Here is a 15404-nt window from a genome sequence, read left to right as displayed (position 1 = left end):
TTCTGAAACCTGACCCGGCTTCCGCTCTCATGGCTCCCATGTGGCTCTTGGAAACGGGTCTTTCCGAGGAGTCATCATGGCCAAGATCAAGCTCACCAAGACCGCCGTGGAGGCGGCGCAACCCCAGCCGCAGGCCGTCGAACTACGGGATACCGTGGTGCCTGGCTTCCTGTGCAAGATTACCCCGGCGGGCCGCCGCGTGTTCATGCTCCAGTACCGCACGAACGCGGGCGAGCGACGCAAGCCCGCCCTGGGCCTGTTCGGGGAACTGACCGTTGAACAGGCCCGCGTCATGGCTCAGGACTGGTTGGCCGAGGTTCGCCGGGGCGGCGATCCTGGCGGCGCCAAGGCCGATGCGCGCAAGGCGCCCACCGTCACGGAGCTGTGCAAAAAGTTCATGGAGGAATACTCCAAGAAGCGCAACAAGCCCAGCACGCAGGAGGGCTATCAGGGCGTCATCGACCGCTGCATCATTCCACTGTTGGGCCGCAAGAAGGTGCAGGACGTGAAGCGGCCCGACATTGCCGGCCTGATGCAAAAGCTGGCCTACAAGCCGACCGAAGCGAACAAGGCTTTCGGCGTGTTGCGCAAGATGTTCAACCTGGCCGAAGTGTGGGGCTACCGTCCCGACGGCACGAACCCGTGCCGTCACGTCCCGATGTACCCACCTGGGAAGGAAACCCGGCTCATCATTGATGACGAACTGGCGTTGATCTTCCGCCACCTGGACAAGCTGGAAGCGGAAGGTCTGGAGAACTACGTCATCCCCTTGGCAATCCGCCTGCAATTCGAGTTCGCCGCGCGTCGCTCCGAAATCTGTCCGCTCGAATGGAGCTGGCTGGACTTCGAGAACCGGCGAGTGGTGTGGCCCGACAGCAAGACGGGCGGCATGTCCAAGCCCATGAGCGCGGAAGCCTATCGGCTGCTCTCGACGGCGCCACGTCGGGAAGGCTGCCCGTATGTCCTGCCATCGCCCAACGACCCGGACAAGCACCTGACCTTTGGCGAGCACTATGGCGGATGGTGCCGGGCGCTTAAGGCCGCCGGCGTGCCGCACGTCGGCACGCACGGCATCCGCCATCGTTCGACGACCGACATTGCCAATTCGGGCGTGCCGACCAAGGTAGGCATGAAGCTGACCGGGCACAAGACCGTGGCGATGTTCATGCACTACGTCCACACCGAGGACAAGCCGGTACGCGAGGCGGCCGAGCTGGTGGCGAGCCGTCGTCAGGCGATCACGGGTGCGCGGCAGGCCGAGGGAGTAGCAGCATGAACCGGCGCAAAGTATCCGTGGCGTCCTCCGCAGCGCCTTCGGCGCTGCTGGGCGACATTCGGGCATTGATTGAGGCGGCGCGGCAGCGCGCCGTCTTGGCGGTCAATGCCGAACTGACCCTGCTGTTCTGGCGTATCGGCCAGCGCATCCATACGGAGGTGCTGGCCGGCCAGCGGGCCGGGTACGGCGAGGAAATCCTGCCGACCCTGGCGGCGCAGCTTGTGCGCGACTACGGGCGCAGCTTCGCGGACAAGAACCTGCGCCGCATGGTGCAGTTCGCCGCCACCTACCCGGACGAGCCAATTGTCGTGACGCTGTCACGACAATTGAGCTGGTCGCATTTCCTGGCGCTGCTGCCGCTGAAAGACCCGCTCCAACGGCAATACTACGTGCAGATGGCGAGCGCCGAACGCTGGAGCGTGCGGACGCTGCGCGAGCGCATCGACTCGATGCTGTACGAGCGCACGGCGCTGTCGCAGAAGCCGGGCGAGACGATCGCGCAGGAGCTGGCGACGATGCGCGATGCGCAGCGCATGACGCCGGCGCTGGTCATGCGCGATCCCTACATTCTCGACTTTCTCGGGCTGCGTGACACCTGGCAGGAAAGCGACTTGGAAGCGGCCATCATCCGCGAAATGGAATCCTTCCTGCTGGAGCTGGGGGCCGGTTTCTCCTTCGTCGCCCGGCAAAAGCGCATCCCGATTGACGACGAGGATTTCCACCTCGACCTGCTGTTCTACAACCGCAAGTTGCGGCGGCTGGTGGCGGTGGAGTTGAAGGTCGGCGAGTTCAAGGCGGCCTACAAGGGGCAGATGGAGCTTTACCTTCGCTGGCTGGACAAGCACGAACGCGAGCCGGAGGAAGCCTCGCCGCTGGGCATCATCCTTTGCACCGGCAAGAAGCGCGAGCAGATCGAATTGCTGGAGCTGGACAAGTCAGGCATCCACGTCGCCGAGTACCTGACTGCCTTGCCGCCGAGGGGCGTGCTGGTGGAACGGCTGCAACAGGCAGCAGAGCGGGCGCAGTTGCAGATCGAGCAGCGCAAGACGGACACCGAGTAGTCCTGTCCCAAGCAGTCGGGCATCCCGGCGTTCCGCCGTCGCGCTGTCGTGCTGCGCATCGAGCCTCGCTGCGCGAGTCTCGCCCCTTGCGGGCTTCCATCGTTCCCTCGCTTTGCTCGGCTGACGCCTTCGGCCCTGACGGGCCTGCGCGCTCCGCTTGCCCCAAAAGCCGAGGGTGTGCAGTGGGCGGGGTGTAGGCGGTCTTGCTGTTCCCTTCACCGTATCACGGCGTTCTCGCCGTCAAGGGCGGCGCGCGCTGTTGCGCGCTTGCGTCCTGGCGGCCGTCTGCGACCCCTGACTGCTTGCGCTGCGCCGTGCTGGACACGGTTCCGGGCAATTCCGCCCGAGCAACCGGAGCACGATCATGTCGCAACTGTCCTTTTCCTCGTTCGATGCCGCGCTGATGGTGCGCGACTCCCAAGGTCATTACCTGCCGGCGACGGCCGACCAGATTCTGGAGGCCGCGCGCCAGGCCATCGAGCACAAGATGCAGCGCGGTGCCTCATTCAGTTCACCGTCGGAAGTCAAGGAGTACCTGCGCGCCAAACTGGCCGGCTTCGAGCATGAGGTGTTCGCGGTGCTGTTCCTCGATTCGCAGCATCGCCTTATCGAGTATGCCGAGATGTTCCACGGCACCATCGACAGCGCATCGGTGTATCCGCGCGAAGTGGTGAAGGAAGCGCTGCGGCTCAACGCGGCAGCGGTCATCGTTTCGCACAACCACCCGAGCGGCAATCCAGAGCCAAGTGCGGCCGACAGGGCATTGACGTTGCAACTCAAGAGCGCGCTGGCGCTGGTGGACGTTCGCACGTTGGATCACATCATCGTGGCGGGCAGCCTCACTACGTCCTTCGCCGAACGTGGCTTGATCTGACCGAGGGGGCTTCGGCCCCCTTTTTGCTGCGCCTGCTGGCGCAACTCCGGCCCTCGCGGGCCTGCGCGTGCTACGCACTTGCCCCAAAGCCGGAGGTGCGTGGAGGTTGTGAGGGAGGCGGTCTTGCTGTTCCCCTCATCGTGCCACGGCGTTCTCGCCGTCAAGGGCTGCGCGCCAATGGCGCTTGCGTCCTGGCGGCCGTCTACGACCCCTGACTGCTTGCGCTGCGCCGTGCCCCGGAAGGGTCGGGCAATTCCGCCCGGCAACCTTTCAGGAGTTCACCATGAACAACGTACTTATCACTGCCGAGCAGCGCGTCGTGCTGCTGGCCAACGGCAGCACATCGCTGGAGAACCCGGACTTCGACCCAGCCCCGGTGGTCAAGCTGTTCACGCCGGACGGCGGCGCGACCTGGCTGCTGACCGAGATTGACCCCGACGACCATGACCACGCTTTCGGTCTTTGTGACCTGGGGCTGGGGATGCCGGAACTCGGCTGGGTCAGCTTGAACGAGCTGGCGAGCGTGCGCGGCGGGCTGGGCCTGCCGATCGAGCGCGACCTGTCTTTCCGTGGCGAAAAGCGGTTGAGCGCCTACGTGCGCGATGCGCGGCTGGCGGGGCGGATCGTCGTCTGACCTCGCCCTTGGAGCGCCTCAAGGCGCTCCTTGCGCTTTCTCGATCATTTCAGGAGATCAATGCCATGAGCAGCCATCACGACTACATCATCGAAATCACGGCGCAGCACGATGCGCTCAAGCCCTTCGCGCCGGAGAACGGCCAGCCGCTGCGCTTCAAGATCGGCGACGCGGTGATCTACACCAACCAGTTCGGCGTGCAGTTCCGTCGCCGCGTCACCGGTTTCTACCAGCCCAGCGGGCTTTGTGGTCACTATGCGCGCGGAGCGCGCTATCTGCTGAACTCGACTTCGCCGTGGGTGCCGGTTGCGCAATCCAGCCTGCGTCCTGACGACTCGGCCTGATGCCTTCGCGCCCCTTGCGGCGCGCTACGCGCTTCGCTTGCCTCCAGGGGAAAGCCCTGCGGGCTATCCCCGCCGCGCAGACTTGGCGCCCCTGAACATCGCCGACCCGGCTGCGCCGGATCGGCCAGACAGCATCCACAGCAGATCCACGATGCCCTGCGCGTGCTCGTCCTGACCCTGTTGTCCATTCGGTTTTGAAGTCTGGGCGTCCCCGGCCACCTGGGAGATGGCCGGTCGCGCTGTCGTGCTGCGCATCGAGCCGCCTGCGGCGTCTCGCCCCTGTCGGGCTTCCATCGTTCCCTCGCTCCGCTCGGCTGACGCCTCCGGCCCAGCTTCCAGCTTCGGGCCTGCGCGCTTGCGCTTGCCGTGCGGTCGGCGTGGAAGGTGCCCGTTGCCATGTCCAGCCGTCTTCCCTGACTCCATCACCTTGTCCGCGACTGTAGCCCGCTCCCGTGTGCCATCAAGGCGCGCAGGGCCGTGTCCTCGGCTTCGCCTGCGGGCCGCACCAACCCTGCGCTTTTTTCCTTGACGGCCCCCGTCCGCGCGCTCCTGACCGTCGCGGGCGATGAACTCAGGAAAGACGGTGGCAACAGGGCCAACCGGGTTCCTCGTGCCGACCGCACCGAACAGCCGAAAGGCTGGGCTCCGAATCTAGGAATCCGGTGTGCGCTTTCTTCAACAGCCAAGTCAGGAGAACGACATGCTTGCAACCCGTTTCGCTTCCCATTCCCCCGCACTGCGCAGCGACTACCCGCTGTCCGATGACCAGATTCACCGTGTAGCGCCGTCCATCTTTGCGGATGCCCCGCATGAAAGTCGTTCGCAGCGATACGCCTATATCCCTACGGCGGCGGTTTTGACCGAGCTTCGCAAAGAAGGGTTTCAGCCTTTCATGGTGACGCAAACCCGCGTGCGCGATGAAGGCAAGCGCGAGCACACGAAACACATGCTGCGCCTGCGCCACGCCAGCCAGATCAACGGCGCGGAAGCCAATGAAATCATCCTGCTGAACTCGCACGATGGCACCAGCAGCTATCAGATGCTGGCGGGCCAGTTCCGATTTGTTTGCAGCAATGGCCTTGTGTGCGGCGACACCGTGGCCGATGTGCGCGTCCCCCATAAAGGCGACGTGGCGGGCCAAGTCATCGAAGGCGCTTTCGAGGTGCTGCGCGGTTTCGACCTTGTGCGCGATTCCCGCGACGCCATGCGCGCTATCACGCTCGATGAAGGCGAAGCCGAAGTGTTCGCCCGCGCCGCGCTGACCCTCAAGTACGACGACCCGAACAAGCCCGCGCCCATCACCGAAAGCCAGATTCTGATGCCGCGCCGGTTTGAAGACCGCCGCCCCGACTTGTGGAGCGTGTTCAACCGCACCCAAGAGAACCTGACCAAAGGCGGATTGCATGGTCGCAGCGCCAACGGACGCCGCCAGCAGACCCGTCCGATACAGGGCATTGATTCCGATGTGCGCCTCAATCGCGCCTTGTGGATGCTGGCCGATGGCCTGCGCCAGTTGAAAGCCTGACCCGTCCCCCGCAGGAGGGGCGGTTTCCCCTCCATTCCTTGTTTCACTCGATTGGAGAACCACCATGAACGCCATCACCACCACCGAAGCCCGCGCCGTCAATGCCGCCGCCGCTATCCCGCTGGAAGCCGCCGACCCGACCAAGAACCTGATTCTGGTTCCGCTGTCGCGGCTGGTGCTGCGCCCCACGGGCCGCAACGTGCGCAAGACCCCGCGCATGTCCATCCCCGAACTGGCTGCAAGCATCCAGCGCGTGGGCCTGCTGCAAAACCTGATCGTGATCGCATCCGCCGATGGCGAGCATTACGAGGTGGTCGCCGGTGGTCGTCGCCTTGCTGCGCTGAAGCTGCTGGCGAAAAAGCACCGCATCGCCAAGGATTGGGAGGTGCCTTGCTTGCAAGTGGCCGATGGCACGGCCCGCACTGCCAGTCTCACCGAGAACGTGCAGCGTGAAGCCATGCACCCGGCAGACCAGTTTGAAGCCTTCGCCGCGCTGGTGGCCGAAGGCCGACCCATCGAGGACATCGCAGCGGATTTTTCCGTCACGCCGCTGGTGGTGCAGCGCCGCTTGAAGCTTGCGAACGTCTCGCCGCGCCTCATGGCCGACTACCGCGCCGATGCCGTGAGCCTTGACCAGTTGATGGCCCTTGCCATCACCGATGACCACACCGCGCAGGAAGCCGCCTTCTACGATGCGCCAACGTGGCAGCGCCAGCCGTCCGCGCTGCGCGACCGCCTCACCGAAAGGGAAATCGACGCCTACCGGCATCCGCTGGTGCGGTTCGTCGGGCTGGAAACCTACGAGGCCGCAGGCGGTGGCGTGCGCCGTGACCTGTTCGCGGAAGGTGACGCGGGCGTGTATCTGACCGATGCCGCGCTGCTGGACAGGCTGGCGCAAGACCGGCTGGCGGGCATCGCCGCCGAGGTGAAGGCCGAAGGCTGGGCATGGGTGGATGCCACGCCGGGCGTGACCCATGCCGACCTGCACGCTTTCCAGCGTGCGCCGAGGGAGCGGCGCGAACCGACCAAGCGCGAAGCGCAGCGCATCGAAAAGCTGCAAGCCAAGGTGCAGGCCATTGGCGAAGCCCTCGATGGTGCGCTGGAAGCCGAGGACGAGGACAAGGCCGACGCGCTGCAAGAGGAAGGCGAAGCCGTGGGCGAGCAGTTGCAGGCGTTGGAAGATGGTTTGCAGGACTACAGCCCGACCGTGAAGGCCGCAGCCGGTGCCATCGTCACCATCGACCGCAACGGGCAGGCCGTGATCCATCACGGCCTGATGCGCGAAGCCGAGGCCAAGGCCCTGCGCACGCTGGAACGCCTGCGCCAAGGTTTCAGCGGTGAGGATGCCGAGAACGGCGACGAAGGCGAGGACGACGACCAGCCCAAGACCGCCGCCATGTCCGACCGACTGGCGCAGCGGTTGAGTGCCCACCGCACCGCCGCGCTACAAATCGAAGTGGCGCAGCATCCGCAAGTGGCGCTGGCCGCGCTGGTGCATGGCATGGTGCAGACCGTTTTGCACGGCAGCCACTACGGCCACGACCTGCCGCTGGGCGTGAGCCTGAAAGTGCAAGACCGGCTGGAAGGCATGGCACCGGACTGGCCGGAATCGCCCGCTGCCGTGGCGCTGCGCGAACTGCAACAGGTGGCGGGCGAAGCCTTGCCGCAGGACAGCGCCGAACTGTTCGCCGCGTTGCTGGCGAATTCGCAAGACGAACTGGTGCGACTGCTGGCGGTATGCGTGGCCGTCACGGTGGACGTGGTGACACCCCGCACCATGCGGCAGCAGCCGGGCGAGGAACTGGCGCAGGCCGTGGGGCTGGACATGGCCGCATGGTGGAAGCCCACCAATGAGGGTTATTTCCGGCATGTGCCGAAGGCCGCGATTCTGGAAGCCGTGGAGCAGTTCGCCCCGTCGCACGTCACCCGGCTGGCGAAGCTGAAGAAGGCCGACATTGCCAGCGAAGCGGAGCGGCTGGCCGATGGCACTGGCTGGATGCCTGCCATCTTCAAGGCCGAAGGCACGCAGGAAACCACGCCGGCGGCGCCGCAGGCCCAGGACAACGCCCCGGAGGATGCCGAGGCAATGGCGAATGAAACCGCCGTGGCGCTAGCCGCTTGACCCGCGCCGACAGCAAGCGCCCCGGTCTCGACCGGGGCGCTTGCTGGAAGGAGAACACCCCATGACACGTACCACCACCAGCCGCCCACGCATGGCGGCGATCTACGCCCCCGGCACGGTACGCGCCCGCCGCTGGCACGGCGATGGCGACGTGCGCGGCTACCGCCCGCCCTCGGGCTGGTCAGCCCGCGCCGACCTGACCGACATTCACCCCATCACGGGCCGCGCCTTGCCGCGTGCCGTATGGTGGCTCATCGAGACGAAGGAATAACCCGATCAGCACCGCGCCCATGCCGTTCCGTCCTGGGCGCGGTGAAAGCAAAATCCGGGCGCGGCAGTGGCCGCGCCCGGTGTTCAAGGCCAACTGCCGAATCAGAACGCCGCCGCCCTCGCGGTGGCTCAGGTGGCGGCGTTAAAGCAGCCGAGCATCCGCCCGGCCCACACCTGCGCGCTCCGCTTGCCTCCAGGGGAAAGCCCTGCGGGCTATCCCCGCCGCGCACAGCTTGGCGCCCCTCGATGCCGCCGAACCGGCTTCGCCGGATCGGCCCGGCCAGCGCTCCGCCACGATGGACGGGGCGCTGGCGAACACGCTGGCGTTTGCTGCGGCGGGTTGTGCAAATGCGTGCCGTCCTCAACGCTGGCGGTTCTTGCCCATCACGTCCATGAAGGACTGTTCACGGACAACCCGCCCAGCATCGCTATGGAGTTTCTATGCCACGCCACTAGACCGGCGCCGCAAGTTGCGGCGGAGGCGTTCTTGCCTGTCATCGGGTGGTTGACCTGGCCTGCGTCAGTGGGCGAGCCGGAGCAGTCTTCATGCGGGGATGCCGAGCCGGCCACATCTCCTTGCGGTGCGGTTCGGCCCAAGGCGTCCTTGTGTTGTTGTGAATCCTGGCGGTGGCGCGGCTGCGCCTCGGGCTTCATGGCTGCAACCGTCCGGCGAAAACAATTTCCCCTGCTTTGTCACTGCGTTCGGTGCATTCCTCGCGGGACAAATTCTTTTCGCCTCCCGGCTCTCCACTGCGTTTCGACCGCAAGCGGTGCAGCCAGCCCGTCCCCCGCCGGCCGGATCACAACAAGGACGCGATGGGCGCGAACCTTGTTCCACCGAACGGAGATTTCACTATGGCCAACATCGGCACCTTCACCGCAGACAAAGACGGCTTCACCGGCACGCTTCGCACCCTGACGCTCAACGTCAAGGTCAAGCTGGTGCCCAACGACAAGGGCGACAACGAGAAGGCCCCCGACTTCCGCCTGCAGGCCGCCAGCCACGACATCGGCGCAGCGTGGAAGAAGACCAGCGAGGCCGGGCGGGAGTACATCTCCGTGACCCTCGACGATCCATCGTTCCCGGCCACGGTCTACGCCCGCCTGATCGAAGGCGAAGACGGCACGCACGACTTGATCTGGTCGCGCAGCAAGCCCCAGGCGGCGTGACCGCCGCCCGCAGCGCCCCGCCACATGGCGGGGCGCTGCGCTGTTGTGTTGGTTCGTACCGAACCTGGTGGCAGGCGGTGGCCCATAGTGTGGGCTGCACTTCTATGCGGGGACGCGGTGCTTGCCGTTGCAATCAGGGCATGGCGTGTCGGCGCGACCCGCCGCCGGACTTTTACGGGCTACGCCCCGTGCCGTCTTTGCCGTCACGGCCATCCGGCTCCAATCCCTCACGCCTTCGCGCCTGCGGCGCTGCGCACTTCGCTTGCCTCCGAGGGAAAGCCCTACGAGCTATCCCCGCCGCGCACAGCTTGGCGCCCCTCGATGCAGCCGGAGCCTACGGATGGGCCGCCGCTGCGAGCTGGCTTTCAGCCTCGCTCATCAGCACTGCCGTGCTGCATTCGAGCGCGCCGGCGATCTTGAAGATGATCGCCAGCGTGGGCATGTGCTCGCCGCGCTCGACCTTGCCCATGTGCGAGCGCTCGACGCCAGCCAGGTGCGCCAGCGATTCCTGCGCAATGCCGCGCTCCGTCCGCAACGCGCGCACCGCCGCGCCGAAGGCTTGCGCCAACTCGGCATCGTAGGTGGTGGCGCCGGCCGGTCGGCCGCGCTGAATGGGTCGCTTCTGCATAGACAGAAGCGTCAAGTCGCAGCACAATTAAAACCACGTTATCTTTAACTCTTTCAGTGAAACCTCACTGTTTTGCGTTTTTACGGGAATCCGCATTTGTGCCTCTGCGGATTTCCACAAAGGCGCATAGCCACGGAATCACAATCGTGCTTTTTCCCAAATCCGCCGATGCGGCTTTGCGTTTTCACGCTTGGGCGGATTTGTGAATTGGGAATAGATCGCCATGAACTCACTCATCACCGAGGACGAGCGCCAACGCCTGCTGACCCACGGCCAGGCACGTGCTGACGGTCAGGCCGGCGACCCGCTGCCCGTGGTGCGCCTGTTCACACCGGACGCACACCTCACCTGGCTGCTCGCTTCGCTCGACCCGGCCGACGGCGATACGGCCTACGGCCTGATCGACCTGGGCCTGGGGATGCCTGAGCTGGGCACCGTGAAGCTGTCCGATCTGGCATCCATCGTCGGGCCGCGCAAGCAGCCTGTGATGCGGGATCGGTATTTCCAGGCGGCGCGGCCCCTGTCGGAATATGTCCGGCTGGCCCAGGAGAACGGCGGCATTGTCGATTAAGCCAATCGCGTTCCGGCGCAGCCGGACGTATTGAGACTATTTCCGTCGGAATTCGGATTTGTCCGGTCTCAATTCGCACTCTTGCACCAAAACAGGGCCTTTGAGACGGAAACGGCCACGATCTTTGGCGCGAGTTACGGCACCTTGATTTGTGCCGCGTGACTTTTTTGGACTGCGCGGCCGTCGTATTCGGACGCATTGCGCAATACCCCGGAGCCAATCGGTCTTGACACTTGATGTACAGCTTAAACAGGTTCGGATGATGTTTTGATGTGGATGCGGTGGCTCCGTTCTTGAACGCCCGTGACGACGTTCCTGCTGTTCGACGGGAGCTTGAGTCATGGTCAATCCTCACCATATCGCGCATTGGTATCCGACCGCCGCGTACCTCTACATCTTGTGCCTGGACACGCTCGCACTGGCCTGGGAGTACCTGCGCCGCCACCCCGATTACCGGCTCGACTGGCAGCGCCACCAGCGCCGACCGCAAGCGGCGCAACAGGCGGCGCTTCGCTGGGGCTTGCGTCTGCTGGAAGACCCGGCCCTGGATGCGCGCGACGCGCATCCGGCCTGGCTGCCCGGCCACGATGCCGTGGTGCAACTCCATCCCGATGCCGATCCGCCGCCCGATGCGGCGGCCTTCGCGTTCTGGCACATCCCCGGTCACAAGCAACTGCTGCACGACGGTAAAGGGCTGGCGCTGATCGCGCACAACCCCGGCCATTGCGCGCGCTTCGCGCTGGCGCCCGGCCTGGAAGATGGCATGGCGGTCGCCTATGCCAATCGCGGAGGTGGCGGCGGCGCTGCCGCACCTGCGCCTACGCGCAGCGCGACGCTGGCCGCGGCCAGGCCCCGGCCTACACCGGCCGCGATGCTGGAGTTGCACACCCTGCAGGCGCTCGACGCGACCCTGGCGGGTGCGTCCTTGCGCGACGTGGCCGAAGGGCTGTTCGGTGCCGATGCCGTGGCGGCGGACTGGCACGCCGACGGCGACCTGCGCGCCCGCGTGCGCCGCCTGGTGCGGCGCGGCGATGCACTGATGCGCGGCGGTTATCGCCGGCTAGCACAACTGCCGCCGCTTGAGAAGGGACGTTTTGATGGGGACGCAAAACGTCCCTGAGCAGCGGAGCTTCGTTTTCTGAGACTGCCTCCATCCGGTTGCGCTGTGTGGCCGGAGCTTTGAAAGCTATGGAGGTTCACACCATGCGTCCCGCTCCCTTGCGGCCTGCCGCCACTGTCCCGACCGCTGCCGCACAACCGCAGCGTTACCTCACCAACGACGAAGCCGCCGAGTACCTGCGCCTGTCGCCGCGCACGCTGGAGAAGCAGCGCGTGATCGGCGGTGGCCCGCGCTTTCGCAAGTTCGGCCGGCGCGTCATGTACGCCGTGGCCGACCTCGACGCCTGGGCCGCCGACCGCAGCTTCGAGACGACTTCCGATCCTGAGTACGCCGAACAGCACTCGGCGGACAGCCGTGCGCGCTGATCGCTGGCACGCGCCAGGCCACCGCCATGCCCAGCCCCGCGCTGCCGTCCCGGCAGCGGCCCTCGCAAGAACGCGAACAGCTCGACCTGTTCCGTGCCTTGCCGGGCGACATGGCGCCGCGCGACAGCCAGGACTTGATGGCCTTTCCGTTCTTCTCGCTGGCGAAGTCGCGGCGCACGGCGCCCATCGACTTCCGGGCGGGCAACGTCACGATCCGCGTGGAAGGCACACAGGAGCACGGCATCGCCACGATCTGGGACGCGGACGTGCTGATCTGGGCTGCTTCGCAGATCGTGGAGGCGCGCGACGCAGGCTTACGCCCGTCGCGGCTGATGCAGGCCACGCCCTACGAGATCCTGCGCTTCATCGGGCGCGGTACGTCGCTGCGCGACTACCAGCGCCTCAAAGCCGCGTTGGATCGGCTGCAATCCACGACCGTGGCCACGTCGATCCGCGAGACAACCGGGCGACGCCTGCATCGGTTTTCGTGGATCAACGAGTGGAAGGAACTGGCCGATGCCAAGGGCACGCCCTTGGGGCTGGAGCTGATCCTGCCGGATTGGTTCTTTGGTGGGGTGATGGATGCCGCTCTGGTGCTGACCATCGACCCGGCGTATTTCCGGCTGACGGGCGGCATCGAACGGTGGCTGTACCGCCTGGTGCGCAAGCACGGCGGGCGGCAGGAAGGCGGCTGGCAATTCGATTTCCGGCACCTGTACCGGAAATCGGGCAGCGTCACGCGCTTCTCGGACTTTGCCTACGACCTGCGCGCGCTCGTCGCGCGGCAGTCGCTGCCCGGCTATGTCCTGAGCATCGAGCGGATGCCGGGCGATGGAGTCGAGTTGCTGATGTTTCGGCCCGTGCCGTTCACGGCACGGGGATAACTTCGGGAAAAGCGGTGGACGGGCTCGTGCTATCAGGAGTACGGGGTATCGTGCTATCGGGAGTACGACTATCGTGCTATCAGGAGTACGGATCGTCCGCAAAGCCAATAACGGCGCGGGTTTCGACCTCCCTTAACTTACCTAACTTAAATTCTCTAACTTGTAGTAGGGAAACGCCGTCGCGGTGGACAACCGCTGCGCGGCCACAAACGCAGCAGACAAAGCCTGCTCTTCCAGCATGGAGGGCCAGGCCATGATCGTCGCGCTGCTCAACCAGAAAGGCGGCGTGGGCAAGACCACGCTCGCCACCCATATCGCCGGCGAGCTGGCGATGCGCGGCCAGCATGTCGTGCTGCTGGACGCCGACCCGCAGGGTTCTTCACTGGACTGGACGCAACGACGCAGCCAGCAAGGCTTGCCTCGGCTGTTCAGCGCCGTGGGCCTCGCACGCGAAACGCTGCATCAGGAAGCGCCAGAACTCGCCAGGCGGGCCGATCACGTCGTCATCGACGGCCCGCCGCGCATCGCCGCCCTCGCGCGCTCCGCGCTACTCGCGGCCGAGCGCGTGCTGATCCCGGTGCAGCCCAGCCCCTACGACCTGTGGGCCAGTGCCGAGATGGTCGCACTGATCCGTGAGGCCCAAGTGTTCCGGCCTGCGCTGCGCGCGGCCTTCGTCATCAACCGGCGCGTCAGCACCACCGTGATCGGGCGCGAAGCGCGCCAGGCGCTCGCCGACCAGCCGCTTCCTGCGCTGCGCGCGGAAGTGCATCAGCGCATCGTGTTCGCCGACAGCGTGGCCGCTGGCCGCCTTTCACGCGAGACGGCGCCGGGCAGCGCCGCCGCCCGCGAAATCACCGCCCTAGTGGACGAATTGCTGCGGTGGACGACATGACAGCGAAGCCGCCACCCAACAGCAAACGCACGGCAAAGCGCGTCGGCATCGGCGCGCGTCCGCCTGCGAATCCGCACGCTGAAGCGTGGATTCGCCAGGGCGACGCCGATGCGTTGGGCAAGGGCGACCTCTACACGGCTCGCCTCACTCTCGACATCACGCCCGCCATGCGGGCGCGCATCAAGGTATCGGCCTTCACGCAAGGCGTGACCGTGGCCGACCTGCTGCGCGGCCTGCTAGAGCGAGAGTTTCCCGAGAACCGCAGGGAGAACACACCATGACCGCATCCGTTTCGCCTGCCGCTGTCGCGGCCACGGCTGCACTGGCTGCGCCTATCGGCCAGCCTGCCAGTGCGCCGATGACGCGCGTGGCGCTCGCCTACATCGACCAGCGTTTCGACCTCTATCTGCGCTTCGGCGAGCCGTCGCGCATCCTTCGCCTCGACCACTGGCGGCGATGCGCGTTGTTCCTGCCCGGCGCGATGCTTTGCCGCATCCGCTGGCAGGCCAACGCCTACGGCACGATCCGCTGGCAACTCATGGTGATGCAGACTTGCACGCCGCTGGCCGGCGCGCAGCGCATCCCCGGCGTGCAGCCGGGCGCGCGCCTGCTGCTACACGCCGAAGGCGACGCCAACGTGCGCGCCGTGCTGGAACGCATCGACGGCGTCGAGGCGCTGGGCATCGCGCCCGCAGACGCCTCCCCCGCGTACTGGCGCACGCTGGGCAATCGGCTCGCTGCGCGCTTGCCGCTGCCGGACTACAGCGCCGAGCGGCACGCCGCCTGGCTAGCCGGGAGGGCGCTGCCATGACCGCCGCTTCCACCATCGGCACTGCGCCGCGTTCTCGCGCGCGCCTCGTCCTGGCGGGCTTGTCCGCCTGCGGCCTCGCTGCGCTGGCCTGGGCGTCCTTCGTGCATCCGCTGCCGCGCCTGATCTACAACCCGTCCGACAGCGTTCCCATGGGTTGGTATCGCGTCGATCCGCTGAACCATCGGCCCGGCTCGCTGCCACGTCCCTTGTCCGTGGGCAGCATCGTCTTGGCCTCGCTGCCGCCAGATGCCGCAGCGCTGGCCGCGCAACGCCGCTACCTGCCGGCGGGCGTGCCGCTGCTCAAGCGCGTGGGCGCGATCGCGCCGCAGGAGGTGTGCATCGCTGGCGGCATCGTCCGCATCGACGGCGTGCCTTCGGCCGCCGTGCTGCGCGCCGACCGCTGGGGCCGGCCGCTGCCATCCTGGCAGCAGTGCCGCCGCCTCGAACCGGGCGAGTTGCTCCTGTTGAGCGTGACCAATCCGGCATCGTTCGATGGCCGGTATTTCGGGCCGGTGCGCACGTCCGCCGTGATCGGCATCGCGCACCCGGTCTGGCTGGAGAAGCGTCCATGATGGCTGCCGATGAGATGCACGTCGCCGTGCATCTCATCGTGCCATCGGGCATGTCGATCCGGTGGCTTTCTTCGTGCCGTCGCGCATGTCGTGCGAGCGCCGATCCTGCGTATCGGGCGCCGCACTTCGCGCTGCCTTCCCGTGTGCAGGCGTCTTGCCTCGAACGCGCCCGGCCTGTGGCCGTCGCCGCGTTCGCCGGCGTGCTGGCTGCTCGCGCAGCAGCGCCGCCGGGCCGCCGCTGCCCGGAGCGCCAGCGAGGGGCAAAGGCGGAAGGCAAGACAAAAG

18 protein-coding genes are annotated in these 15404 nt (G+C 66.3%); 17 read left to right on the top strand and 1 reads right to left on the bottom strand.

Translation table 11 applies throughout. The features are described from left to right. Positions 1-76 precede the first annotated feature (76 nt). The 9 genes from N5C18_RS16430 (at position 77) to N5C18_RS16390 (ending at position 9276) form a co-directional block, all read left to right on the top strand. Positions 77-1276 (top strand): site-specific integrase, encoded by a 1200-nt coding sequence (locus N5C18_RS16430; protein ID WP_019726269.1) that lies wholly within the window; start codon positions 77-79, stop codon positions 1274-1276. After that, positions 1273-2337, top strand: a complete 1065-nt coding sequence (locus N5C18_RS16425; protein WP_019726270.1) for a PDDEXK nuclease domain-containing protein — start codon at positions 1273-1275, stop codon at positions 2335-2337. Before N5C18_RS16430 ends, N5C18_RS16425 begins: the two co-directional genes overlap by 4 nt. Before the next feature lie 364 nt (positions 2338-2701). Then, positions 2702-3211: a DNA repair protein RadC gene (gene radC, locus N5C18_RS16420; protein WP_019726271.1), complete on the top strand. Its 510-nt coding sequence runs from the start codon at positions 2702-2704 to the stop codon at positions 3209-3211. A gap of 283 nt (positions 3212-3494) precedes the next feature. Next, positions 3495-3845 (top strand): DUF2958 domain-containing protein, encoded by a 351-nt coding sequence (locus tag N5C18_RS16415; protein ID WP_019726272.1) that lies wholly within the window; start codon positions 3495-3497, stop codon positions 3843-3845. Between the two features lie 65 nt (positions 3846-3910). Continuing rightward, positions 3911-4189 (top strand): hypothetical protein, encoded by a 279-nt coding sequence (locus N5C18_RS16410; RefSeq protein ID WP_019726273.1) that lies wholly within the window; start codon positions 3911-3913, stop codon positions 4187-4189. A gap of 700 nt (positions 4190-4889) precedes the next feature. Next, on the top strand, positions 4890-5714 hold the full coding sequence (locus N5C18_RS16405) for a DUF932 domain-containing protein (protein WP_025981539.1): 825 nt from the start codon (positions 4890-4892) through the stop codon (positions 5712-5714). Positions 5715-5778: 64 nt separating this feature from the next. Further along, positions 5779-7836 (top strand): ParB/RepB/Spo0J family partition protein, encoded by a 2058-nt coding sequence (locus N5C18_RS16400; protein WP_019726276.1) that lies wholly within the window; start codon positions 5779-5781, stop codon positions 7834-7836. Positions 7837-7897: 61 nt separating this feature from the next. Continuing rightward, entirely contained in the window at positions 7898-8107 is a 210-nt protein-coding gene (locus tag N5C18_RS16395) for a hypothetical protein (protein ID WP_019726277.1), read from the top strand. Between the two features lie 854 nt (positions 8108-8961). Next, a complete protein-coding gene (locus N5C18_RS16390; RefSeq protein ID WP_019726278.1) occupies positions 8962-9276 on the top strand; it encodes a DUF736 domain-containing protein in 315 nt (104 codons plus the stop codon). 334 nt (positions 9277-9610) lie between these two features. On the opposite strand, the gene N5C18_RS16385 is transcribed toward N5C18_RS16390, so the two are convergent. Continuing rightward, positions 9611-9904 (bottom strand): helix-turn-helix transcriptional regulator, encoded by a 294-nt coding sequence (locus tag N5C18_RS16385; RefSeq protein ID WP_019726279.1) that lies wholly within the window; start codon positions 9902-9904, stop codon positions 9611-9613. 223 nt (positions 9905-10127) lie between these two features. Between N5C18_RS16385 and N5C18_RS16380 the strand changes: the two genes are divergently transcribed. From N5C18_RS16380 to N5C18_RS16345, 8 genes are all read left to right on the top strand, one after another. Then, on the top strand, positions 10128-10475 hold the full coding sequence (locus tag N5C18_RS16380; RefSeq protein WP_019726280.1) for a DUF2958 domain-containing protein: 348 nt from the start codon (positions 10128-10130) through the stop codon (positions 10473-10475). A 340-nt stretch (positions 10476-10815) separates the two neighbouring features. Further along, entirely contained in the window at positions 10816-11595 is a 780-nt protein-coding gene (locus N5C18_RS16375) for a DUF2285 domain-containing protein (protein ID WP_019726283.1), read from the top strand. A gap of 83 nt (positions 11596-11678) precedes the next feature. After that, the gene (locus N5C18_RS16370; RefSeq protein ID WP_019726284.1) at positions 11679-11960 is read left to right on the top strand and encodes a helix-turn-helix domain-containing protein; all 282 of its coding nucleotides are present in this window, start codon (positions 11679-11681) and stop codon (positions 11958-11960) included. Positions 11961-11986: 26 nt separating this feature from the next. Further along, positions 11987-12844, top strand: coding sequence for a replication initiator protein A (locus N5C18_RS16365; RefSeq protein WP_019726285.1), 858 nt, complete (start codon positions 11987-11989; stop codon positions 12842-12844). A gap of 253 nt (positions 12845-13097) precedes the next feature. Beyond that, positions 13098-13736, top strand: coding sequence for a ParA family partition ATPase (gene parA, locus N5C18_RS16360; protein ID WP_019726286.1), 639 nt, complete (start codon positions 13098-13100; stop codon positions 13734-13736). Beyond that, positions 13733-14017: a hypothetical protein gene (locus N5C18_RS16355; protein WP_025981540.1), complete on the top strand. Its 285-nt coding sequence runs from the start codon at positions 13733-13735 to the stop codon at positions 14015-14017. Before parA ends, N5C18_RS16355 begins: the two co-directional genes overlap by 4 nt. Then, entirely contained in the window at positions 14014-14547 is a 534-nt protein-coding gene (locus N5C18_RS16350; protein ID WP_025981541.1) for a DUF2840 domain-containing protein, read from the top strand. Before N5C18_RS16355 ends, N5C18_RS16350 begins: the two co-directional genes overlap by 4 nt. Next, complete coding sequence (locus N5C18_RS16345; RefSeq protein WP_019726289.1) at positions 14544-15119, top strand: S26 family signal peptidase; 576 nt, start codon at positions 14544-14546, stop codon at positions 15117-15119. The genes N5C18_RS16350 and N5C18_RS16345 overlap by 4 nt, the downstream gene beginning before the upstream one ends. Positions 15120-15404: the final 285 nt, after the last annotated feature.

The organism is Stenotrophomonas sp. GD03930 (assembly GCF_029839665.1).
Lineage (GTDB): Bacteria > Pseudomonadota > Gammaproteobacteria > Xanthomonadales > Xanthomonadaceae > Stenotrophomonas > Stenotrophomonas forensis.
The sequence above is the reverse complement of the archived record's forward strand: the minus strand, read 5'-3'. Positions and strand labels throughout refer to the sequence as shown.